We start from the raw sequence: 22,754 nt of genomic DNA, 5'->3' as shown, positions 1-22,754 counted from the left end.
GAGGGAGAGGGTCGGGGTGAGGGCACCAGACCGCAACCAAACCCCAATCCCCTTCACACAACCATCATCCCCCTGACGCTTTGTTGTCATCATTCTGTAAATAAACAGTTATTTTTCTGTCATTCGAGCATGTCATGTTACCTCGCGAGCATAAAACGCGTGATATCGCGCATCCGGCACAATAAGAGAGATGACAATGACATCGTTACGACACACAGCTTTGGGTCTGGCAATTGGTCTGGCTTTTGCGACGAACGCAATGGCTGTCACCACCATTCCGTTCTGGCATTCCATGGAAGGGGAGTTGGGTAAAGAAGTTGACTCCCTGGCGCAACGTTTCAACGACACCCACCCGGATTACAAAATTGTGCCGGTGTACAAAGGTAACTACGAGCAGAGCCTGAGTGCGGGCATTGCTGCTTTCCGTACCGGCAACGCGCCTGCACTGTTACAGGTTTATGAAGTCGGCACCGCCACCATGATGGCTTCTAAAGCCATTAAACCGGTGTACGAAGTGTTCAAAGACGCGGGTATCAAGTTCGACGAATCCCAGTTCGTGCCGACCGTTTCCGGTTACTACACCGACTCCAAAACCGGCCACCTGCTGTCTCAGCCGTTTAACAGCTCCACCCCTGTTCTGTACTACAACAAAGACGCCTTCAAGAAAGCCGGTTTAGATCCAGAGCAGCCGCCAAAAACCTGGCAGGATCTGGCTGAGTACACCGCGAAGCTGAAAGCCGCGGGGATGAAGTGTGGTTATGCGAGTGGCTGGCAGGGCTGGATCCAGATTGAGAACTTCAGCGCCTGGCACGGCCTGCCGGTTGCCACCAAAAACAACGGTTTCGACGGCACTGACGCGGTACTGGAGTTCAACAAACCAGAGCAGGTGAAACACATCGCGCTGCTGGAAGAACTGAACAAGAAGGGCGATTTCAGCTACTTCGGCCGTAAAGACGAATCCACCGAGAAGTTCTACAACGGTGATTGCGCCATTACTACCGCCTCTTCCGGCTCGCTGGCGGATATCCGTCATTACGCCAAATTCAACTACGGCGTGGGCATGATGCCTTACGACGCTGACGTGAAAGGCGCACCGCAGAACGCCATCATCGGCGGGGCAAGCCTGTGGGTGATGCAAGGTAAAGACAACGGGACTTACAAAGGCGTTGCCGAGTTCCTGGATTTCCTGGCGAAGCCAGAAAATGCCGCCGAATGGCACCAGAAGACCGGCTACCTGCCAATCACCAAAGCCGCGTATGACCTGACCCGTCAGCAGGGCTTCTATGACAAGAACCCGGGTGCGGATATCGCCACGCGTCAGATGCTGAACAAGCCGCCATTGCCGTTCACGAAAGGTCTGCGTCTGGGCAACATGCCGCAGATCCGTACCATCGTCGATGAAGAGCTGGAAAGCGTGTGGACCGGCAAGAAAACGCCACAGCAGGCGCTGGATTCAGCGGTAGAACGTGGTAACCAGCTGCTGCGCCGCTTTGAGCAGTCGACCAAATCGTAATTAAAACCTTACCCCTCACCCCGGCCCTCTCCCCAAAGGGGAGAGGGTGTAATTATCCCCTCGCCCCTTTGGGGAGAGGGTTAGGGTGAGGGGAAACCAACCTGAGCTAACCTATGTCATCATCCCGTCCGGTGTTCCGTTCGCGCTGGCTGCCGTATCTGCTGGTCGCGCCGCAACTGGTCATCACCGTCATCTTCTTTATCTGGCCTGCGGGCGAAGCGCTGTGGTACTCGGTGCAAAGCGTTGATCCATTTGGCCTTTCCAGCCAGTTCGTTGGCCTGGATAACTTCGCAGCCCTGTGGCATGACAGCTACTATATCGACGCCTTCTGGACAACGATCAAATTCAGCACCCTGGTGACCGTGAGCGGCCTTGTCGCCTCGCTGTTCTTTGCCGCGCTGGTGGATTATGTGGTGCGTGGCAGCCGTATTTATCAGACGTTAATGCTGCTGCCATACGCTGTTGCGCCTGCCGTCGCCGCCGTGCTGTGGATCTTCCTGTTTAACCCGGGGCGCGGGCTGATTACCCATTTTCTGGCGGAGTTTGGCTACGACTGGAACCACGCGCAGAACAGTGGCCAGGCGATGTTTCTGGTGGTGTTCGCCTCTGTATGGAAGCAGATCAGCTATAACTTCCTGTTCTTCTTTGCCGCGCTGCAATCCATTCCGCGCTCGCTGGTTGAGGCGGCCGCGATTGATGGCGCAGGCCCGATCCGTCGCTTCTTTAAGCTGGCGCTGCCGCTGATCGCCCCGGTGAGTTTCTTCCTGCTGGTGGTCAACCTGGTGTACGCCTTCTTCGACACCTTCCCGGTGATCGATGCCGCCACCGCCGGTGGCCCGGTGCAGGCGACCACCACGCTTATCTATAAGATCTACCGCGAAGGGTTTGCCGGCCTGGATCTCTCGGCCTCTGCCGCGCAGTCCGTCGTGCTGATGTTCCTTGTCATCATCCTTACGGTGGTGCAGTTCCGTTATGTCGAAAGTAAGGTGCGCTACCAATGATTGAGAACCGTCGCGGGCTGACGATTTTCAGCCATACCATGCTCATTCTGGGCATCATCGTCATTCTGTTCCCGCTGTACGTGGCTTTTGTTGCCGCCACGCTTGATACCAAAGCGGTGTTCGACACCCCCATGACGCTGATCCCGGGCGGGCATCTGTTCGAGAACATGAAAACCATCAGGACCCAGGGCGTGGGCGCCAACAGCGCACCGTTCTGGCTGATGATGCTTAACAGCTTCATCATGGCGTTCGGCATTACGGTCGGCAAAATCACGGTGTCGATGCTCTCGGCTTTCGCCATCGTCTGGTTCCGCTTTCCGCTGCGTAACCTGTTCTTCTGGATGATCTTCATCACCCTGATGCTGCCGGTGGAAGTGCGTATTTTCCCAACGGTGGAAGTGATCGCCAACCTCAAGATGCTGGACAGTTACGCGGGCTTAACCCTGCCGCTGATGGCCTCGGCGACCGCCACCTTCCTGTTCCGCCAGTTCTTTATGACCCTGCCGGACGAACTGATTGAAGCCGCGCGTATCGACGGCGCTTCACCGATGCGCTTCTTCCGCGACATCGTGCTGCCGCTGTCGAAAACCAACCTCGCGGCGCTGTTTGTGATCACCTTTATCTACGGCTGGAACCAGTATCTTTGGCCGCTGCTGATTATCCAGGACGTCAACCTCGGCACCGCCGTGGCGGGCATCAAAGGCATGATCGCCACCGGCGAAGGCACCACCCTCTGGAACCAGGTGATGGCGGCAATGCTGCTCACCCTTATCCCACCCGTAGTCATTGTTTTAGCCATGCAGCGCGCGTTTGTCCGCGGCCTGGTCGATAGCGAGAAATAAGATGGCAGGTTTAAAACTTCAGGCAGTAACCAAAAGCTGGGACGGCAAAACCCAGGTCATTCAGCCGTTAACGCTCGACGTGGCGGACGGAGAATTTATCGTGATGGTTGGCCCGTCAGGCTGCGGCAAATCGACGCTGCTGCGCATGGTGGCGGGGCTTGAGCGCGTGACATCCGGCGATATCTGGATTGACCGCCAGCGCGTCACCGAAATGGAGCCAAAAGACCGCGGTATCGCGATGGTGTTCCAGAACTATGCGCTTTATCCGCACATGAGCGTGGAAGAGAACATGGCCTGGGGGCTGAAAATCCGCGGTATGGGTAAAAGCCATATCGATGAGCGCGTCAAAGAAGCGGCCCGTATTCTGGAGCTGGACGGCCTTCTCAAACGCCGCCCGCGCGAGCTTTCCGGTGGCCAGCGTCAGCGCGTGGCAATGGGCCGCGCTATCGTGCGTGACCCGGCGGTGTTCCTGTTCGATGAACCGCTCTCAAACCTGGATGCCAAGCTGCGTGTGCAGATGCGCCTTGAGTTGCAACAGTTGCACCATCGTCTTAAAACGACATCCCTGTACGTGACCCACGACCAGGTCGAAGCGATGACGCTTGCCCAGCGCGTGATGGTGATGAATAAAGGGATCGCCGAGCAGATTGGCACCCCGGTTGAAGTGTACGAAAAACCGGCCACCCGCTTTGTGGCGAGCTTTATCGGCAGCCCGGCAATGAACCTGCTGGAAGGGCGTATCAGCAGCGCGGGTACCCATTTTGAGCTGGAAAGCGGTATGGCTTTGCCGGTCAACTGGTACTATCGTGGCTACGCCGGGCGTAAAATGACGCTCGGGATCCGCCCGGAGCATATTGGCTTGACCTCTCAGGCGGAAGGCGGCGTGCCGCTGGTGATGGACACGCTGGAGATGCTGGGTGCAGACAACCTGGCGCACGGACGTTGGGGCGAGCAAAAACTGGTGGTGCGTCTGGCACATCAGGAACGCCCTAAAGCAGGCAGCACGCTGTGGCTGCATCTGCCGGAAAATCACCTGCACTTATTTGACGGTGAAACAGGACAACGCATATGAGTAACTGGCCTTATCCCCACATCGTCGCCCACCGTGGCGGCGGTAAACTGGCGCCGGAAAACACCCTGGCGGCCATCGACACCGGTGCGCGTTATGGTCACACGATGATCGAATTCGACGCCAAGCTGTCGAAAGACGGCGAAATTTTTCTGCTGCACGATGACAACCTTGAACGCACCAGCAACGGCTGGGGTGTCGCGGGTGAGCTGCCGTGGCGCGACCTGCTGAAAGTGGATGCCGGAAGCTGGTTCAGCGGCGAATTCAAAGGCGAACCACTGCCGCTGCTGGCGGAAGTGGCCGACCGCTGTCGTCAACACGGGATGATGGCCAACATTGAGATCAAACCGACCACCGGCACCGGGCCGATAACCGGCAAGGTGATTGCCCTGGCCGCACGCGAACTGTGGGAAGGGATGACCGCGCCGTTACTCTCGTCGTTTGAAATTGACGCGCTGGAAGCGGCTCAGGCGGCCGTACCGGAACTGCCGCGCGGGTTACTGCTGGATGAGTGGCGTGAAGACTGGCACGCGCTAACCACGCGTTTAGCCTGCGTGTCGATTCACCTGAACCACAAGCTGCTGGATGAAGCGCGGGTGAAGATGTTAAAAGCGGCGGGGCTGCATATTCTGGTCTACACCGTCAACAAACCCCAGCGTGCAGCCGAACTGCTACGCTGGGGTGTGGATAGCATCTGCACTGACGCCATTGACCAGATTGGCCCGGCTTTTAATTCTGCGGATTATTAAGCATACTGCCATTCGACTGCGACGGCAGCATATGCTGCTGTCCGCTACTCTGCGTTGTTCCCCCGCCTAACATGCCGCCGTTTTGATTTGGCAGCGGTTGTTCACGTACCTGACCCTGCTGAATGCGTTGAGTATTGGCATTCATTTGATTTTGCAGGCTCTGCTGCTGGAGTTGGGTTTGCGTTTTCAACTGCTGGTTGAGCATCCCTTTTTGTTGCTGCTGTTGGCCCATCATTTCCGTTTGCATACGTTGCTGGCTCGGAATGACATAGCCCGGTTGGTTCGGGTTATTCATGGTGTTGAGTGGCTGTGCAAGTGCAGCAAAAGGTAACAATGCGGCCAGGATCAGTAATCGTTTCATGGTTTTCTCCCCCTCTGAGGCTTTTCTTAAGTTTACCCCGGATCCAGCATAACAATGATTTTTTAGGAGTTGTGAACCAGGCTTAACCCGGGCATATGGATCCCTTCACCTGGAGAACAATAACTATGAAACCAACATATTTGCGCTGGATTGCAATCGCGGCGTTAATGGCCAGCGGCACATTTAGCGTGGCGGCGAACCCGCCAGCCGCTCCGCCAGTGTCCTACGGCGTGGAGGAAGATGTGTTTCATCCCGTGCGGGCGACGCATGGCATGGTGGCATCGGTTGATGCGATGGCCACGCGAGTAGGCGTGGATATTCTCAGGCAGGGTGGGAACGCGGTAGATGCGGCGGTGGCTGTGGGTTACGCGCTGGCGGTAACGCACCCGCAGGCCGGTAACCTGGGCGGTGGCGGCTTTATGATGCTGCGCACCAAAGATGGCAAAACCACGGCCATCGACTTCCGCGAAATGGCGCCGAATCAGGCTTCCCGCGATATGTTCCTTGATGACCAGGGCAACCCGGACAGCAAAAAATCGCTGACGTCGCACCTGGCATCCGGCACGCCGGGTACGGTGGCAGGCTTCTCCCTGGCGCTGGAAAAATACGGCTCGATGCCGCTCAATAAAGTGGTGCAGCCTGCCATTAAACTGGCGCGAGACGGTTTTGTGGTAAACGATGCGCTGGCTGACGACCTGAAAACCTACGGCAGCGAAGTGATCCCGAATCATGAAAACAGTAAGGCCATCTTCTGGAAAGATGGCGAGCCGCTGAAAAAAGGCGACAGGCTGGTGCAGAAAAACCTGGCGAAAAGCCTGGAGCTGATTGCGGAGCACGGGCCGGATGCCTTTTACAAAGGGGCGATAGCGGACCAGATTGCCGAAGAGATGCAAAAGAACGGCGGGTTAATCACCAAAGCGGATCTGGCTGAGTACAAGGCGGTTGAGCGCGAGCCGATTAGCGGAAGCTATCGTGGTTATCAGGTGTTCTCTATGCCGCCGCCGTCTTCCGGCGGGATCCACATCGTGCAGATCCTCAACATTCTTGAAAACTTCGATATGCACAAGTTTGGCTTCGGCAGCGCGGATGCCATGCAGGTGATGGCGGAGGCGGAAAAACGCGCCTACGCCGACCGTTCGGAATATCTTGGTGACCCGGACTTTGTGAAGGTGCCGTGGCAGGCGTTGACCAACAAAGCCTATGCCAAATCCATTGCTGATGAGATTGATATCAATAAAGCTAAACCGTCGAGTGAAATCCGCCCCGGCAAGCTGGCACCGTATGAAAGCAACCAGACCACGCATTTCTCGGTAGTGGATAAAGACGGTAACGCGGTGGCGGTGACCTACACGCTTAACACCACCTTCGGTACCGGGATTGTGGCGGGTAACAGCGGTATTCTGCTGAATAACGAGATGGATGATTTCTCTGCCAAACCGGGCGTGCCAAACGTCTACGGGCTGGTGGGTGGTGATGCCAACGCCGTCGGGCCGAAGAAACGTCCGCTGTCGTCTATGTCGCCCACTATCGTGGTGAAAGACGGTAAAACCTGGCTGGTGACCGGTAGCCCTGGTGGCAGCCGTATTATCACGACCGTGCTGCAAATGGTGGTGAACAGTATCGATTTTGGGATGAACGTGGCGGAAGCCACTAACGCCCCACGTTTCCACCATCAGTGGTTGCCGGATGAGCTGCGCGTTGAGAAGGGCTTTAGCCCGGACACCCTCAAACTGCTGGAGCAGCGCGGGCAAAAAGTGGCCGTGAAAGAGGCGATGGGCAGCACCCAGAGCATTATGGTCGGGCCGGACGGTGCGCTGTTTGGGGCATCGGATCCGCGTTCGGTGGATGATTTAACGGCAGGGTACTGATTATTCCCCTCACCCTAACCCTCTCCCCATAGGGGAGAGGGGATTGCACGGTGGGGTCTTTTCTCCCTCGCCCCTATGGGGAGAGGGCCGGGGTGAGGGGAGTGTGTCACTTCATTCTTGCCATATAATAGGCATCCACATACTCGCCGTTGCGCAGCGCGAATTTCTTGCCCGTACCCTCAATTTCGAAACCAAATTTCCGGTACAACGCCAGCGCTGGCGGGTTATCAGCAAACACCGTTAACTCAATACGGTCGATGCGCATCCAGTTGTCGCAAAGGTTGATCATCTCACGCATTAACGCGCTGCCGACTCCGCGCCCCTGAGCCTGTGCTGCAACGCTGATACCAAAGGTTGCCACGTGGCTGCGGCGCGGGCTTGCTTCCACCTGAAGCGCCAGATCGCCGACGATTTTCTCGTCGATGCAGGCCACCAGGCGTTTTTGGCCAGGCTTAGGGATAAGGCGTTCCTGCCAATGCTCAAGGGAAGGATGAGGTAGTTGTAGCGTGTCGTGATACACCTCCGGATGCATATAATTCTGGCGTAATGCTTCGGCATCTTTCGGTTCAGCGTGGCGTATCACTATCTCACTCATTCCTTCGTCCTCTGTGGGTTAATGTCTCTTTCAACATCAGTGACTTTAAAACTTGAGTCAACCGCTATTTTTTGCAAAAAGTATTGGACAAGTGCGAATGAGAATGATTATTATTGTCTCGCATTCAGGAGAACCGCTACGGGAACCTGAAAGCACGACATTGCTCACATTGCTTCCAGTATTACTTTAGCCAGCTTCTAGCTGGCTTTTTTTTTGTTATGGTAAGTCCCAGTAACCTTCCAAAAGGACTGAGCCATGACCCTACATTGCGCATTTATTGGATTTGGTAAAAGCACCACCCGGTATCACCTGCCGTATGTTCTCAACCGTAAAGACCGCTGGCACGTTGCCCACGTCTACCGCCGCAGCGCGAAACCTGAAGAGCAATCCCCGCAGTATTCCCATATTCATTTCACCAGCGACCTTGATGAAGTCTTAAGCGATCCGCAGGTCAAACTGGTTATCGTTTGTACCCACGCTGACAGCCATTTCGACTACGCAAAACGCGCGCTGGAAGCCGGGAAAAATGTGCTGGTGGAAAAACCGTTCACCCCGACGCTTGCCGAAGCGAAAACCCTGTTTGCGCTGGCGAAAAGCAAAGGGCTGATCGTCACGCCATACCAGAATCGCCGTTTTGACAGCTGCTTCCTGACGGCAAAAAAGGCGATTGAGAGCGGCAAGCTCGGTGATATCGTTGAGGTTGAAAGCCATTTTGATTACTTCCGTCCGGTGGCGGAAACCAAACCCGGCCAGCCGCAGGATGGCGCGTTCTATGGCCTGGGCGTGCATACGATGGACCAAATTATCTCTCTGTTTGGCCGCCCGGGTGACGTGGCCTATGACATCCGCAGCCTTCGTAATAAAGCCAACCCGGACGATACCTTCGAAGCGCAGCTGTTTTACGGCGACCTGAAGGCCATCGTCAAAACCAGCCATCTGGTGAAAATCGACTATCCGAAATTCATCGTCCATGGCACGAAAGGGTCGTTTATCAAGTACGGCATTGACCAGCAGGAAACCAGCCTGAAGGCCAATATCATGCCGGGCGATCCCGGTTTTGCGGCGGATGATTCCGTGGGCGTGCTGGAGTACGTGAATGACGATGGCGTAACGGTCAGGGAAGAACTGGCACCTGAAACGGGCGACTATGGCCGCGTGTACGATGCGTTGTTTGACACCCTCAGCAACGGCGCGCCGAATTACGTCAAGGAAACTGAAGTTCTGACCAACCTTGAAATCCTTGAACGGGCCTTTGCACAGGCTTCTCCTGCCACGATAACCCTCGCCAGATAAGTAAAAATGGCTCCTCTGTAATTATTCATATTTTTTGAACAGAGGAGTCAATTTTCACCCTCTATGATCCCAGGCCGTTTACGTCCACACTTACTCCATCGAAACGAACTAAGGGTGAAAACAATGATCTACTTACGCAAAGCAAACGAACGTGGTCACGCGAATCATGGCTGGCTGGACTCATGGCATTCATTCTCGTTTGCTGATTACTACGACCCGAATTTCATGGGCTTCTCTGCACTGCGCGTGATTAACGACGACGTGATTGACGCAGGCCAGGGCTTCGGAACCCATCCGCACAAAGACATGGAAATCCTGACTTATGTGCTGGAAGGGGCGGTTGAGCACCAGGACAGCATGGGCAACAAAGAGCAGGTTCCGGCGGGCGAGTTCCAGATTATGAGCGCGGGTACCGGGGTGCGTCACTCTGAGTACAACCCAAGCAAAACGGAAAAACTGCACCTGTATCAAATCTGGATCATTCCAGAAAAAACCGGCATCACGCCGCGTTACGAACAGCGTCGTTTCGACGCAGAGCAGGGCAAACAGCTGGTGCTGTCCCCGGATGCGCGTGAAGGTTCCCTGAAAGTGAACCAGGATATGGAACTGTATCGCTGGGCGCTGGCGAAAAACGAACAGTCTGTGCATCAGATTGCTGCCAACCGCCGCGTGTGGATCCAGGTGGTGAAAGGTGAAGTGACCATTAACGGTACTAAAGCCACCACGGCTGATGGCCTGGCAATCTGGGATGAGCAGGCACTGTCCGTTCATGCCGACAGCGAAAGCGAAATTCTGCTGTTCGATCTGCCGCCGGTTTGATAATTCATAAATAATTGCCCATCCTTCCCTCTGAAAGGGGAAGGATGGGCTTTGTCCGTGATAAACTGAGAAAATCTATCACTTAAGATTTCTCAGGACGATGAAAAAGAAACGCCCCGTACTTCAGGATGTAGCCGATCGCGTCGGTGTGACCAAAATGACGGTCAGCCGTTTTTTACGTAACCCGGAACAGGTTTCCGTGGCGTTGCGTGGCAAGATTGCCGCTGCCCTCGATGAACTGGGTTATATCCCCAACCGCGCACCCGATATTCTCTCCAATGCCACCAGCCGCGCGGTAGGTGTCTTGCTTCCTTCCTTGACCAACCAGGTTTTCGCCGAAGTATTACGCGGTATCGAAAGTGTGACCGATGCGTTTGGTTATCAGACCATGCTGGCGCACTACGGGTACAAGCCGGAACTGGAAGAAGAACGTCTTGAATCAATGCTTTCCTGGAACATCGACGGCCTGATTTTAACCGAGCGTACTCACACCCCACGCACGCTGAAAATGATTGAAGTGGCCGGCATCCCGGTGGTGGAGTTGATGGACAGCCAGTCGCCCTGCCTCGATATCGCCGTCGGGTTTGATAACTTCGAAGCGGCGCGTCAAATGACCGCGGCGATCATCGCCCGCGGTCATCGCCATGTGGCCTACCTGGGTGCGCGTCTTGATGAACGTACTATCATCAAACAGAAGGGATACGAGCAGGCGATGCTCGACGCAAACTTAACCCCGTACAGTGTGATGGTGGAGCAGTCCTCTTCCTATACGTCGGGTATTGAGTTGATGCGCCAGGCACGACGCGAGTATCCGCAACTGGACGGTATTTTCTGCACCAACGATGACCTCGCGGTCGGTGCGGCGTTCGAATGTCAGCGTCTGGGGCTGAAAATCCCTGATGATATGGCGATTGCTGGTTTCCACGGCCATGACATTGGCCAGGTAATGGAGCCGCGTCTGGCGAGCGTCCTGACACCGCGTGAACGCATGGGTCGTATTGGCGCAGAACGCCTGCTGGCGCGCATTCGTGGTGAGGTTGTGACCCCTAAAATGTTAGATTTAGGTTTCACCTTGTCACCAGGTGGATCTATTTAACCTGACAAATTTGAAGTAGCTCACACTTATTCACTTCGCGCACGTTTGGATATTGCTTCTGTTTTGCCCCGGCAGGACAATGTTACCGATAACAGTTACCCGTAACAATTGACTGAGGGACTCCCTTTGAGCACGACTAATCATGATCACCACGTTTACGTCCTGATGGGCGTTTCCGGTAGCGGTAAATCTGCCGTTGCCAGCGAAGTGGCGCATCAACTTCATGCCGCGTTTCTTGATGGCGACTTCCTCCATCCGCGCAGCAACATCACCAAAATGGCCGCAGGCGAACCGCTGAACGACGACGACCGCAAACCGTGGTTGCAGGCGCTGAACGACGCTGCGTTCGCGATGCAGCGCACCAACAAAGTCTCTTTGATTGTGTGTTCCGCGCTGAAAAAAACCTACCGCGACCTGCTGCGTGACGGTAACCCGAACCTCTCTTTCATCTACCTGAAAGGTGATTTCGAGGTGATTGAAAGCCGCCTGAAGGCGCGCAAAGGTCACTTCTTCAAAACCCAGATGCTGGTGACGCAGTTTGAAGCGTTGCAGGAGCCGGGTTCGGATGAAAAAGATGTCTTAGTGGTTGATATCGATCAGTCACTGGAAGGTGTTGTTGCCAGCACCATCGAGGTTATTAATAAAAGGCAGTAAGTTGTGAGTACATTAACGCTTGTTTTAACAGCAGTAGGTTCTGTTTTGCTGCTGCTGTTTTTAGTGATGAAAGCGCGTATGCACGCTTTCGTTGCTTTGATGGTGGTTTCTATTGGTGCAGGTCTGTTTTCCGGAATGCCGCTCGACAAAATCGCAGCGACCATGGAAAAAGGGATGGGCGGCACGCTGGGCTTCCTGGCGATTGTCGTGGCACTGGGTGCGATGTTTGGCAAGATTTTGCATGAGACGGGCGCAGTCGATCAAATAGCCGTCAAAATGCTGAAATCCTTCGGCCACAGCCGCGCGCACTATGCGATTGGTCTGGCCGGTCTGATTTGTGCGCTGCCGTTGTTCTTCGAAGTGGCGGTGGTGCTGCTGATTAGCGTGGCATTCTCGATGGCGCGCCATACCGGCACCAACCTTGTGAAGCTGGTTATTCCGCTGTTTGCGGGCGTGGCCGCCGCCGCAGCGTTCCTGCTGCCGGGGCCTGCACCGATGCTGCTGGCGTCCCAGATGCACGCTGACTTTGGCTGGATGATCCTGATTGGCCTGTGCGCGGCAATTCCGGGGATGATTATTGCCGGCCCGCTGTGGGGCAATTTCATCAGCCGTTATGTTGAGCTGCACATTCCTGATGACATTACCGAGCCGCACCTGGGCGAAGGCAAAATGCCGTCCTTCGGATTCAGCCTGTCGCTGATCCTGCTGCCGCTGGTACTGGTGGGCCTGAAAACCATCGCTGCGCGCTTTGTTCCGGCCGGGTCTTCCGCCTACGAATGGTTTGAGTTTATCGGCCATCCGTTCACGGCGATCCTGGTGGCGTGTCTGGTGGCGATTTACGGCCTGGCGATGCGTCAGGGGATGCCGAAAGACCGGGTGATGGAGATCTGCGGTGCGGCGCTGCAACCGGCGGGTATTATTCTGCTGGTGATCGGTGCCGGTGGCGTGTTCAAGCAGGTGCTGGTGGATTCTGGCGTGGGCCCGGCTTTGGGTGAAGCGCTGACCGGCATGGGCTTGCCGATTGCGGTAACCTGCTTCGTGCTGGCGGCTGCGGTGCGTATCATTCAGGGCTCTGCGACCGTGGCGTGTTTAACCGCCGTGGGTCTGGTGATGCCGGTGATTGAACAGCTGCATTACTCCGGTGCACAGATGGCCGCGCTGTCAATTTGTATTGCAGGTGGGTCTATCGTGGTGTCTCACGTGAATGACGCAGGCTTCTGGTTGTTCGGTAAATTCACCGGTGCGACAGAAGCACAAACCCTGAAAACCTGGACGCTGATGGAAACTATCCTCGGCACAACAGGTGCAATTGTCGGGATGATTGCGTTTACGCTGCTGAGCTAACTCCGGTTTTCTCCCTCTCAAGGAAAACGCAAAAGGCAACGTAAGTTGCCTTTTTGATGTTTGCTCCCTCTCCCTGTGGGAGAGGGCCGGGGTGAGGGCATCAGGCCGCAGAGGCTGGATTTGTCGGGTGACGGCTTCGCCTTACCCGACCTACAAAAACCTCAAATGCCGAATCTCAAATCGTAGGCCGGGTAAGCGCAAGCGCCACCCGGCTTTTTTGTGTGTACAGGGGAACATAAGGCTGAGGTGGTTATTCCGTTCACTTTATTTTCCTTGCTACTCTATCACCACAATACCCGTGAACGTGCCAGGGTAGCTCACCGCCGCTACCCTGGCAACCCGGCCTTCCGTAAACTCTTCGGCGATTTTCAGCCGGACCATGGCGCCGCTGTAAGCCTTTTATTTCAATGGCGTAATATCATCGCTGAATAAAGACAAAAATGACTGGGGAACCCTCAGCCCTCTCCCACGGGGAGAGGGTGCAGACACTAAAAACGGCAACGTGGTTGCCGTTTTGCATTTACCTTGCTAGCCTTTCATCCATGCCCGGATCCCGTCCAGGAACATCTGTGTCGCCATCATCACCAGAATCAGCCCCATCAGGCGCTCCAGCGCGTTCACCCCTTTCTCGCCCAGCAGACGTAAAAACAGCGACGATTGCAGCAAAATAATAAAGGTCCCGCCCCAGGCAATCAGCAGGGCAATCACCAGATGGCTCATCTGGTTCGGATACTGATGCGACAGCAACATCAGCGTCGCCAGAATTGTCGGCCCGGCAACCAGTGGAATCGCCAGCGGCACAATAAACGGCTCTTCACCCGCTGGTAGCCCGCTGCTGCTCCCTTCCGCGCTCGGGAAAATCATCTTAATGGCAATCAGGAACAGGATAATCCCGCCGGAAATAGAGACCGTTTCTGCGCGTAAATTCAGGAACGCGAGGATTTTTTCGCCCGCGAAAAGGAAGATAAACATCACCAGCAACGCAATCAGCAGCTCGCGGATCATAATTGCCCGGCGGCGCTTCGGTTCGGTGTGTTTTAGCACCGACATGAAGATAGGTAAGTTTCCGAGTGGATCCATAATCAGGATCAATAAAACCGCTGCGGAAATGATTTCACTCATCGTAAGTTATCCCTGATACTTTCTATGGTCATTCTGATGATTAGCTGCTTTTCTGATTGTCTGGCAATCATCGATTAATTTCGCTTGCGACTTTGGCAGCATTTTGTAATGTGAAGCATATCCCAGTTAAATACTGGTTTGCACAAACAGCACACACCTCTCCAGGAAAAAAATGCTATGAAAAACGTTGGTTTTATCGGTTGGCGCGGTATGGTCGGCTCTGTACTCATGCAACGCATGGTTGAAGAGCGCGATTTCGACGCTATCCGCCCGGTCTTCTTCTCCACTTCCCAGCTCGGCCAGGCTGCACCGTCCTTTGGTGGTACCACAGGCACGTTGCAGGATGCTTACGATCTGGAAGCGCTGAAGGCACTCGACATTATTGTCACGTGCCAGGGCGGCGATTATACCAACGAAATCTATCCAAAGCTGCGTGAAAGCGGCTGGCAGGGCTACTGGATTGACGCGGCCTCTTCGCTGCGCATGAAAGACGATGCCATCATCATTCTCGACCCGGTTAACCAGGACGTGATCACCGACGGCCTGAACAAAGGCGTGAAAACCTTTGTTGGCGGTAACTGCACCGTCAGCCTGATGCTGATGTCTCTGGGCGGCCTGTTCGCGCAGGAACTGGTGGAGTGGGTTTCTGTTGCTACCTATCAGGCGGCTTCTGGTGGCGGCGCGCGCCACATGCGTGAACTGCTGACCCAGATGGGTCAGTTGCACCACAGCGTTGCGGCTGAACTGGCCAACCCGGCGTCCGCTATTCTCGATATCGAGCGTAAAGTCACTCAGCTCACCCGCAGTGGCGAGCTGCCGGTAGATAACTTTGGCGTACCGCTGGCCGGTGGCCTGATCCCGTGGATCGACAAACAGCTGGATAACGGCCAGACCCGCGAAGAGTGGAAAGGCCAGGCCGAGACCAACAAAATCCTCGCAACCGCGAACACCATTCCGGTTGACGGTCTGTGCGTGCGTATCGGCGCGCTGCGCTGCCACAGCCAGGCCTTCACCATTAAACTGAAAAAAGATGTGTCTATTCCGACCGTTGAAGAGCTGCTGGCTGCGCACAACCCGTGGGCGAAAGTGGTGCCGAACGATCGTGATATCACCATGCGTGAACTGACTCCGGCGGCAGTCACCGGTACGCTGACCACCCCGGTTGGTCGTCTGCGTAAACTGAACATGGGGCCGGAATACCTGTCCGCGTTCACCGTGGGCGACCAGCTGCTGTGGGGCGCTGCCGAGCCGCTGCGCAGAATGCTTCGCCAGCTGGCGTAATAATTTGTTAAATCTCAGGGGTGCATTGTCACCCCTTTTTTTGCGTACTACATGGAGTAAACGCGTATGTCTTATTTTTTATCAGGAGTCATTTAGAGCGTTGGCTATGCTTTAAGGGAGAGTCTTTCTTACCTGAGGGTAGGACGAAGCAGAGAGGAGCTTCGTTCAGGTCACATTAAAAATCGCACCCGGGCGCTTAAAAAGGGGCGATTACTAAAAAACAGGATGAATACCATGTCTGATCGTGTGGATAGAGACGTGATTAATGCGCTTATTGCGGGTCATTTCGCCGACCCTTTTTCCATTCTGGGAATGCACCGTACCGACGCCGGGCTTGAAGTCCGCGCGCTGTTACCGGATGCCACAGAAGTGTGGGTCATTGAACCTAAAACCGGGCGTAAAGTGGGCAATCTGGAATGCCTTGATTCACGCGGCTTTTTTTCGGGCGTAATGCCTCGCCGTAAAAACCCTTTCCGTTATCAGCTCGCCGTTGTCTGGCACGGCCAGCAAAATCTCATTGATGATCCTTACAGCTTTGGTCCTCTTTTACAGGAGATGGACGCATGGCTGCTGTCTGAAGGGACCCATTTGCGCCCTTACGAAACGCTGGGCGCACATGCAGACACGATGGACGGTATCACGGGAACCCGTTTTTCCGTGTGGGCGCCTAACGCACGACGCGTGTCTGTCGTCGGCCAGTTCAACTACTGGGACGGCCGTCGTCACCCGATGCGCCTGCGCCGCGAAACCGGCATCTGGGAGCTGTTTATCCCCGGCGCGAATAACGGCCAACTCTATAAATTCGAGATGATTGACGCGCACGGAAAGCTGCGCATTAAAGCCGACCCGTATGCCTTCGAAGCGCAGATGCGACCGGACACGGCATCGCTGATTTGCGGCCTGCCGGAAAAGGTCACCCAGAGCGAGGAGCGCAAGCAGGCGAACCGCTTTGATGCGCCTATTTCCGTGTATGAAGTGCATCTGGGTTCATGGCGTCGCCACACCGATAACAACTTCTGGCTGAGCTACCGCGAACTGGCCGATCAACTGGTGCCGTACGCCAAATGGATGGGCTTTACCCATCTGGAGCTTTTGCCAGTTAACGAACACCCTTTCGATGGCAGTTGGGGCTACCAACCCACCGGGCTGTATGCGCCGACACGCCGCTTCGGCACGCGCGATGACTTCCGCTATTTCATCAGTGCTGCACACGCCGCCGGGCTGAACGTGATCCTCGACTGGGTGCCAGGCCATTTCCCGTCGGATGATTTTGGTCTGGCCGAATTTGATGGCACCCCTCTGTATGAGCACAGTGACCCGCGCGAAGGGTATCACCAGGACTGGAACACGCTTATCTACAACTACGGTCGCCGTGAAGTCGCGAACTATCTTGTAGGTAATGCCCTGTACTGGATTGAACGTTTTGGCATTGATGCCCTGCGCGTCGATGCGGTGGCATCGATGATCTATCGCGACTACAGCCGTAAAGAAGGGGAGTGGATCCCTAACGAGTTTGGCGGGCGCGAAAATCTGGAAGCGATCGAGTTCCTGCGCAGCACCAACCGCATTATTGGTGAGCAGGTTGAGGGGGCTGTCACGATGGCGGAAGAGTCGACCGACTTCGCTGGCGTGTCTCGCCCTTCTTCACTGGGTGGTCTGGGCTTTTGGTACAAGTGGAACCTGGGCTGGATGCACGACACGCTCGACTACATGAAGCTCGATCCTGTTCATCGCCAGTATCATCACAATAAACTCACCTTCGGGATGCTCTACAACTACACCGAAAACTTCATGCTGCCGCTGTCGCACGACGAAGTAGTGCATGGCAAAAAATCCATTCTCGACCGGATGCCTGGCGATGCCTGGCAGAAGTTTGCCAACCTGCGCGCCTACTACGGCTGGATGTTTGCCTTCCCAGGCAAAAAACTGCTGTTTATGGGTAACGAGTTTGCCCAGGGGCGCGAGTGGAACCACGATGGGAGCCTTGACTGGCATCTGCTCGAAGGCGGCGACAACTGGCACCACGGCGTTCAGCGCCTGGTTCGCGACCTGAACCTGACTTACCGCCACCATAAAGCCCTGCATGAACTCGACTTCGACGCATACGGTTTCGAGTGGCTGGTGGTGGACGATAACGAACGTTCGGTGCTGGCCTTTGTCCGTCGCGATAAAGCAGGCAACGAGATCATTGTCGTCAGCAACTTTACCCCTGTTCCTCGCCAGCATTATCGCTTCGGCATTAATCAGGCCGGTAAATGGCGCGAAATACTGAACACCGATTCCATGCACTACCACGGCAGTAACACGGGTAACGGCGGGCTGGTGCAAAGTGATGCGATGGAAAGCCACGGACGCCCGAACTCACTGAGCCTGACGTTGCCGCCGCTGAGCACAATCTGGCTGGTTCGGGAGGGTGAATGACGCAACTCACGGCAGGTAGACCCGAACCGCTCGGGGCGAGTTTTGACGGAAAGGGTGTGAATTTCACCCTCTTTTCCGCTCATGCAGAGCGGGTGGAACTGTGTGTGTTTGACGGGGAAGGCAACGAACATCGTTACGACCTGCCCGCACGCACAGGGGATACCTGGCATGGCTACCTGGCCGGAGGACGGCCAGGAATGCACTACGGTTTTCGCGTTCATGGCCCGTGGGAGCCAGAGCAAGGCCACTGGTTTAACCCGGCGAAGCTGTTGCTCGACCCCTGCGCGCACCGCGTGGAAGGCGATCTGATTGACGACCCGGTTTTACACGTTGGCTACGGCGAACCCGATCACCGCGACAGTGCGCTCGTTGCGCCAAAAAGCATGGTGGTCAACGAGCTCTACGACTGGGAAGGTGACGAACCGCCGCGCACGCCGTGGGGCAAAACCGTGATTTACGAAGCGCACGTCAAGGGGCTGACGCAACTGCATCCGTCGATCCCCAAAGAGATCCGCGGCACCTATAAGGCGCTCGCGCATCCGGTGATGATTGCGTACCTGAAGCATCTGGGGATCACTGCGCTGGAGCTGCTGCCAGTAGCGCATTTTGCCAGCGAACCGCGCCTGCAACGACTGGGGCTGAGCAACTACTGGGGTTACAACCCGCTGGCGATGTTTGCGCTTGAGCCGCGCTATGCGGCGCACCCGGATAAGGCGCGGGATGAATTCCGCGATGCGGTGAAGGCGCTGCATGAGGCGGGCATTGAGGTCATTCTGGATGTGGTGTTGAACCACAGCGCTGAAAGCGATCTTGATGGCCCCACGCTCTCCCTGCGCGGAATTGATAACCGTAGCTATTATTGGATAAGGGAAGATGGCGATTACCACAACTGGACCGGTTGCGGTAACACGCTCAATCTCAGCCATCCTGCCGTGACGCACTATGCGTATGAATGCCTGAGGTATTGGGTTGAAACGTTCCATGTCGATGGCTTTCGTTTCGATTTAGCCTCGGTGATGGGGCGGACCCCGACATTCAGCCAACAGGCGCCGCTGTTTGAGGTGATAAAAAACTGCCCAGTGCTCTCGCAGGTCAAACTGATTGCGGAGCCGTGGGACATTGGCGATGGCGGTTATCAGGTGGGGAATTTCCCGCCGTTATTTGCCGAGTGGAACGATCATTACCGTGATGTCACGCGCCGCTTCTGGCTGGAAAGAAGTGTGTCGCTGGGGGAATTTGCCGGACGTTTTGCGGCGTCCAGCGATCTGTTTAAACGCGATGGGAAACAACCTTCTGCCACCGTCAACCTGGTGACGGCGCATGACGGTTTCACTCTGCGCGACTGCGTTTGTTTCAATCAGAAACACAATGAGGCAAACGGCGAAGAGAATCGCGATGGCACTAACAATAACCATAGCTTTAATCATGGTATAGAAGGATTAGGCGGTAGTCAGGACATCATCGAGAGACGCCGCGCCAGCATCCATGCGCTGCTGACAACGCTGTTGTTGTCACAAGGCACGCCGATGCTGCTGGCGGGTGATGAACATGGACACAGCCAGCATGGCAACAACAATGCCTATTGCCAGGATAACACTCTCACCTGGCTTGAATGGGAACAGGCGAACAGCGGGCTGGTGCATTTTACAGCTGCACTGATTCATCTTCGCCAGACCATCCCCGCGCTGACGGCAAATCAGTGGTGGGAAGAGGGTGATGGCAATGTTGTCTGGTTAAACAAAGAGGCGCAACCGCTGAGCGCACAAGAGTGGCAAAGCGGCGCGCCATGCCTGCAAATCCTGCTTTCGGAACGCTGGCTTATCACGTTAAACGCCACGCAAGACGTGGTTAATTTTGTATTACCTGATGGGGCGTGGCACGCCATTCCCCCTTTTGCCGGAGAGGATAACCCGGTCGTAATGGCAGTCTGGCATGGGCCTGCGCACGGAGTGTGCGTATTCCAGAGATGATAAAAAAGGAGTTAGTCATGGTGAGATTAGAGAAGAACGATCCCTTAATGTTGGCGCGCCAGCTACCATTAAAAACAGTTGCTTTGATACTGGCTGGTGGGCGCGGTACCCGTCTTAAAGATTTGACCATCAAACGCGCCAAACCGGCCGTTCACTTTGGTGGTAAGTTCCGTATTATCGACTTCGCATTGTCCAACTGCCTTAACTCCGGCATTCGTCGAATTGGCGTCATTACTCAGTACCAGTCGCACACTCTGGTTCAGCATATTCAGCGTGGCTGGTCATTTTTCAGCGAAGAGATGAATGAGTTTGTCGATTTGCTTCCTGCTCAGCAGCGCGTTCACGGTGAAAACTGGTACCGCGGCACGGCAGATGCGGTGACGCAAAACCTCGACATCATTCGTCGCTACGGCGCGGAATACATCGTGATCCTCGCCGGTGACCATATCTACAAACAAGACTACTCCCACATGCTTATCGACCATGTCGAAAAAGGGGCGCGTTGCACCGTAGCATGTCTGCCTGTGCCCGTTGCTGAGGCGGCGGCGTTTGGCGTAATGGATGTGGATGAAGACGACAAGATTATCGACTTTGTCGAAAAACCGGCTAATCCGCCGACCATGCCGAACGACCCAACCAAATCGCTCGCCAGTATGGGGATCTATATCTTTGATGCAGATTATCTTTATGAATTGCTCGAAGAGGACGACAAAGACGAAAACTCAAGCCATGACTTTGGTAAAGACATCATCCCGAAAATCACCAAAGCTGGCATGGCTTATGCACATCCATTCCCATTGTCCTGCGTACAGTCTGACCCGAACTCGGAGCCGTACTGGCGCGATGTAGGAACACTGGAAGCATACTGGAAAGCAAACCTGGATCTGGCATCGGTGACGCCTGAGCTGGATATGTACGACCAGAACTGGCCAATTCGTACCCATATGGAATCCCTGCCACCGGCGAAATTCGTTCAGGATCGCTCTGGCAGCCACGGCATGACGCTGAACTCGCTGGTTTCTGGCGGGTGCATTATTTCCGGCTCTGTGGTGGTGCAGTCCGTGTTGTTCCCACGCGTGCGCGTGAACTCTTTCTGTAATATCGACTCGGCAGTATTGCTGCCAGATGTCTGGGTAGGGCGCTCATGCCGTTTGCGCCGTTGCGTTATCGACCGCGCTTGCGTCATCCCTGAAGGTATGGTGATTGGCGAGAATGCGGAAGAAGATGCGCGTCGCTTCTACCGTTCAGAAGAAGGGATCGTGTTGGTAACACGGGAAATGCTGCGGAAATTGCATGTCAAACAGGAGCGATAATGCAGGTTTTACATGTATGTTCAGAGATGTTCCCGTTATTAAAAACGGGCGGTCTGGCGGATGTTATTGGTGCATTACCTGCGGCGCAAATTGCCGGCGGTGTTGATGCCCGAGTCCTGTTACCCGCTTTTCCAGATATCCGGCGCGGTATTCCTGATGCTCAGGTCGTGACCCGCCGTGAAACGTTCGCCGGGCGCATCACGCTACTGTTTGGACATTACAATGGTGTGGGAATTTACCTGATTGACGCACCGCATTTATACGACAGACCGGGGAGTCCATACCACGACACCAATCTGTTTGCTTACCCGGACAACGTGCAGCGCTTTGCGCTGCTCGGTTGGGTGGGGGCGGAGATGGCATCGGGGTTGGATCCCTTCTGGCGCCCGGATGTGGTTCACGCGCACGACTGGCACGCGGGGCTGGCTCCCGCGTACCTTGCCGCGCGCGGCCACCCGGCGAAATCTGTCTTTACGGTGCACAATCTGGCGTATCAGGGCATGTATTACGCCCATCATATGAATGACATCGAGCTGCCATGGTCGTTCTTTAACATGCACGGACTGGAATTTGGCGGACAAATTTCCTTCCTGAAAGCGGGGCTGTACTACGCCGATCATATTACGGCGGTCAGCCCAACGTATGCCCGCGAAATCACCGAGGCACAGTTTGGCTACGGTCTGGAAGGGCTGCTGCGCCAGCGTCATCGTGAAGGGCGCTTGTCGGGGATTTTGAACGGTGTCGACGAGAAAATCTGGAGCCCCGAAACCGATCTCCTGCTGGCGTCCCGCTATGATCGTGATTCCCTGGAAGACAAAGCGGAAAACAAACGTCAGCTGCAAATCGCGATGGGGCTGAAGGTCAATGACAAAGCACCGTTGTTCGCCGTGGTCAGTCGCCTGACCAGTCAGAAAGGGTTGGATCTGGTGCTGGAAGCTTTACCGGGATTACTGGAACAGGGTGGGCAACTGGCGTTGCTGGGCGCAGGCGATCCGGTATTGCAGGAAGGTTTCCTCGCGGCGGCGGCTGAACACCCAGGCCAGGTAGGCGTGCAAATTGGTTATCACGAAGCGTTTTCACACCGCATCATGGGCGGCGCAGACGTCATTCTGGTGCCGAGCCGTTTCGAACCTTGCGGCCTGACTCAGCTCTATGGCCTGAAGTACGGCACGTTACCGCTGGTGCGACGCACGGGCGGGCTGGCCGATACTGTGTCCGATAGCTCTCTGGAAAACCTGGCGGACGGTATCGCCAGCGGGTTTGTTTTTGAAGACAGTAATGCCTGGTCGCTTCTAAGGGCGATTCGGCGTGCTTTCGTATTGTGGTCCCGTCCTTCTTTGTGGCGTTACGTTCAACGCCAGGCGATGGCCATGGATTTTAGTTGGCACGTTGCGGCGCAGTCATACCGCGATCTCTATCAACGCTTGATGTAACGAGGCGGAG

General features: G+C 55.4%; 19 protein-coding genes. 16 read left to right on the top strand and 3 right to left on the bottom strand.

Annotated features, from left to right (window positions below; genetic code table 11):
* The first annotated feature begins 196 nt into the window (after window positions 1-196).
* From ugpB to ugpQ, 5 genes are all read left to right on the top strand, one after another.
* Window positions 197-1,513, top strand: a complete 1,317-nt coding sequence (gene ugpB / locus ACS603_RS18980) for a sn-glycerol-3-phosphate ABC transporter substrate-binding protein UgpB (protein ID WP_315687144.1) — start codon at window positions 197-199, stop codon at window positions 1,511-1,513.
* Between the two features lie 113 nt (window positions 1,514-1,626).
* Window positions 1,627-2,514, top strand: coding sequence for a sn-glycerol-3-phosphate ABC transporter permease UgpA (gene ugpA, locus ACS603_RS18975; protein WP_182062834.1), 888 nt, complete (start codon window positions 1,627-1,629; stop codon window positions 2,512-2,514).
* Window positions 2,511-3,356, top strand: a complete 846-nt coding sequence (gene ugpE, locus ACS603_RS18970) for a sn-glycerol-3-phosphate ABC transporter permease UgpE (RefSeq protein WP_474944718.1) — start codon at window positions 2,511-2,513, stop codon at window positions 3,354-3,356. The genes ugpA and ugpE overlap by 4 nt, the downstream gene beginning before the upstream one ends.
* A 1-nt stretch (window position 3,357) precedes the next feature.
* On the top strand, window positions 3,358-4,428 hold the full coding sequence (locus tag ACS603_RS18965) for a sn-glycerol-3-phosphate import ATP-binding protein UgpC (RefSeq protein WP_315687140.1): 1,071 nt from the start codon (window positions 3,358-3,360) through the stop codon (window positions 4,426-4,428).
* Complete coding sequence (gene ugpQ, locus ACS603_RS18960) at window positions 4,425-5,174, top strand: glycerophosphodiester phosphodiesterase (protein ID WP_182062833.1); 750 nt, start codon at window positions 4,425-4,427, stop codon at window positions 5,172-5,174. Before ACS603_RS18965 ends, ugpQ begins: the two co-directional genes overlap by 4 nt.
* On the opposite strand, the gene ACS603_RS18955 is transcribed toward ugpQ, so the two are convergent.
* Entirely contained in the window at window positions 5,155-5,535 is a 381-nt protein-coding gene (locus ACS603_RS18955; protein WP_182062832.1) for a DUF2756 family protein, read from the bottom strand. The genes ugpQ and ACS603_RS18955 overlap by 20 nt on opposite strands.
* A 125-nt stretch (window positions 5,536-5,660) precedes the next feature.
* On the opposite strand from ACS603_RS18955, the gene ggt reads away from it, so the two are divergent.
* Complete coding sequence (gene ggt, locus ACS603_RS18950) at window positions 5,661-7,403, top strand: gamma-glutamyltransferase (RefSeq protein ID WP_182062831.1); 1,743 nt, start codon at window positions 5,661-5,663, stop codon at window positions 7,401-7,403.
* A gap of 106 nt (window positions 7,404-7,509) precedes the next feature.
* Here ggt and yhhY read toward each other — a convergent pair whose 3' ends face one another.
* A complete protein-coding gene (gene yhhY / locus ACS603_RS18945; RefSeq protein ID WP_182062830.1) occupies window positions 7,510-7,998 on the bottom strand; it encodes an N-acetyltransferase in 489 nt (162 codons plus the stop codon).
* A gap of 255 nt (window positions 7,999-8,253) precedes the next feature.
* Here yhhY and ACS603_RS18940 point away from each other — a divergent pair, with 255 nt between their 5' ends.
* The 5 genes from ACS603_RS18940 (at window position 8,254) to gntU (ending at window position 13,204) form a co-directional block, all read left to right on the top strand.
* On the top strand, window positions 8,254-9,291 hold the full coding sequence (locus tag ACS603_RS18940) for an oxidoreductase (protein ID WP_182062829.1): 1,038 nt from the start codon (window positions 8,254-8,256) through the stop codon (window positions 9,289-9,291).
* A 123-nt stretch (window positions 9,292-9,414) separates the two neighbouring features.
* Window positions 9,415-10,110, top strand: coding sequence for a pirin family protein (locus tag ACS603_RS18935; protein ID WP_014072147.1), 696 nt, complete (start codon window positions 9,415-9,417; stop codon window positions 10,108-10,110).
* Between the two features lie 100 nt (window positions 10,111-10,210).
* Window positions 10,211-11,206 (top strand): gluconate operon transcriptional repressor GntR, encoded by a 996-nt coding sequence (gene gntR / locus ACS603_RS18930; RefSeq protein WP_152082572.1) that lies wholly within the window; start codon window positions 10,211-10,213, stop codon window positions 11,204-11,206.
* 126 nt (window positions 11,207-11,332) lie between these two features.
* Complete coding sequence (gntK, locus tag ACS603_RS18925) at window positions 11,333-11,860, top strand: gluconokinase (RefSeq protein WP_182062828.1); 528 nt, start codon at window positions 11,333-11,335, stop codon at window positions 11,858-11,860.
* 3 nt (window positions 11,861-11,863) lie between these two features.
* Window positions 11,864-13,204: a gluconate transporter gene (gene gntU / locus ACS603_RS18920; RefSeq protein ID WP_474944717.1), complete on the top strand. Its 1,341-nt coding sequence runs from the start codon at window positions 11,864-11,866 to the stop codon at window positions 13,202-13,204.
* A gap of 528 nt (window positions 13,205-13,732) precedes the next feature.
* Here gntU and yhgN read toward each other — a convergent pair.
* Window positions 13,733-14,326 carry an NAAT family transporter YhgN gene (gene yhgN, locus ACS603_RS18915; protein ID WP_003861574.1) on the bottom strand — a complete coding sequence of 198 codons (594 nt, stop codon included), beginning with the start codon at window positions 14,324-14,326 and terminating at the stop codon, window positions 13,733-13,735.
* A gap of 177 nt (window positions 14,327-14,503) precedes the next feature.
* On the opposite strand from yhgN, the gene asd reads away from it, so the two are divergent.
* The 5 genes from asd (at window position 14,504) to glgA (ending at window position 22,744) form a co-directional block, all read left to right on the top strand.
* Entirely contained in the window at window positions 14,504-15,607 is a 1,104-nt protein-coding gene (asd, locus tag ACS603_RS18910) for an aspartate-semialdehyde dehydrogenase (protein ID WP_474944716.1), read from the top strand.
* A gap of 234 nt (window positions 15,608-15,841) precedes the next feature.
* Window positions 15,842-18,028 (top strand): 1,4-alpha-glucan branching enzyme, encoded by a 2,187-nt coding sequence (gene glgB, locus ACS603_RS18905; RefSeq protein WP_182062824.1) that lies wholly within the window; start codon window positions 15,842-15,844, stop codon window positions 18,026-18,028.
* Window positions 18,025-19,998, top strand: a complete 1,974-nt coding sequence (glgX, locus tag ACS603_RS18900) for a glycogen debranching protein GlgX (protein WP_474944715.1) — start codon at window positions 18,025-18,027, stop codon at window positions 19,996-19,998. Before glgB ends, glgX begins: the two co-directional genes overlap by 4 nt.
* Window positions 19,999-20,015: 17 nt before the next feature.
* Entirely contained in the window at window positions 20,016-21,311 is a 1,296-nt protein-coding gene (glgC, locus tag ACS603_RS18895) for a glucose-1-phosphate adenylyltransferase (protein ID WP_315687121.1), read from the top strand.
* Window positions 21,311-22,744 carry a glycogen synthase GlgA gene (gene glgA / locus ACS603_RS18890; protein WP_182062821.1) on the top strand — a complete coding sequence of 478 codons (1,434 nt, stop codon included), beginning with the start codon at window positions 21,311-21,313 and terminating at the stop codon, window positions 22,742-22,744. The genes glgC and glgA overlap by 1 nt, the downstream gene beginning before the upstream one ends.
* The last annotated feature ends 10 nt before the right edge of the window (window positions 22,745-22,754 follow it).

It is taken from the genome of Enterobacter sp. Li2LvB3 (assembly GCF_056156645.1).
The sequence above is the reverse complement of the archived record's forward strand: the minus strand, read 5'-3'. Positions and strand labels throughout refer to the sequence as shown.

Bases quoted from the DNA above. Each gene is read 5' to 3' on its own strand.
- ACS603_RS18940 (WP_182062829.1), top strand. From the start codon at position 8,254: ATGACCCTACATTGCGCATTTATTGGATTTGGTAAAAGCACCACCCGG.
- ACS603_RS18965 (WP_315687140.1), top strand. From the start codon at position 3,358: ATGGCAGGTTTAAAACTTCAGGCAGTAACCAAAAGCTGGGACGGCAAA.
- ACS603_RS18955 (WP_182062832.1), bottom strand. From the start codon at position 5,535: ATGAAACGATTACTGATCCTGGCCGCATTGTTACCTTTTGCTGCACTT.
- glgX (WP_474944715.1), top strand. From the start codon at position 18,025: ATGACGCAACTCACGGCAGGTAGACCCGAACCGCTCGGGGCGAGTTTT.
- ugpB (WP_315687144.1), top strand. From the start codon at position 197: ATGACATCGTTACGACACACAGCTTTGGGTCTGGCAATTGGTCTGGCT.
- glgA (WP_182062821.1), top strand. From the start codon at position 21,311: ATGCAGGTTTTACATGTATGTTCAGAGATGTTCCCGTTATTAAAAACG.
- ggt (WP_182062831.1), top strand. From the start codon at position 5,661: ATGAAACCAACATATTTGCGCTGGATTGCAATCGCGGCGTTAATGGCC.
- gntR (WP_152082572.1), top strand. From the start codon at position 10,211: ATGAAAAAGAAACGCCCCGTACTTCAGGATGTAGCCGATCGCGTCGGT.
- glgB (WP_182062824.1), top strand. From the start codon at position 15,842: ATGTCTGATCGTGTGGATAGAGACGTGATTAATGCGCTTATTGCGGGT.
- glgC (WP_315687121.1), top strand. From the start codon at position 20,016: ATGGTGAGATTAGAGAAGAACGATCCCTTAATGTTGGCGCGCCAGCTA.
- ugpQ (WP_182062833.1), top strand. From the start codon at position 4,425: ATGAGTAACTGGCCTTATCCCCACATCGTCGCCCACCGTGGCGGCGGT.
- ugpA (WP_182062834.1), top strand. From the start codon at position 1,627: ATGTCATCATCCCGTCCGGTGTTCCGTTCGCGCTGGCTGCCGTATCTG.
- asd (WP_474944716.1), top strand. From the start codon at position 14,504: ATGAAAAACGTTGGTTTTATCGGTTGGCGCGGTATGGTCGGCTCTGTA.
- ugpE (WP_474944718.1), top strand. From the start codon at position 2,511: ATGATTGAGAACCGTCGCGGGCTGACGATTTTCAGCCATACCATGCTC.
- yhgN (WP_003861574.1), bottom strand. From the start codon at position 14,326: ATGAGTGAAATCATTTCCGCAGCGGTTTTATTGATCCTGATTATGGAT.
- ACS603_RS18935 (WP_014072147.1), top strand. From the start codon at position 9,415: ATGATCTACTTACGCAAAGCAAACGAACGTGGTCACGCGAATCATGGC.
- yhhY (WP_182062830.1), bottom strand. From the start codon at position 7,998: ATGAGTGAGATAGTGATACGCCACGCTGAACCGAAAGATGCCGAAGCA.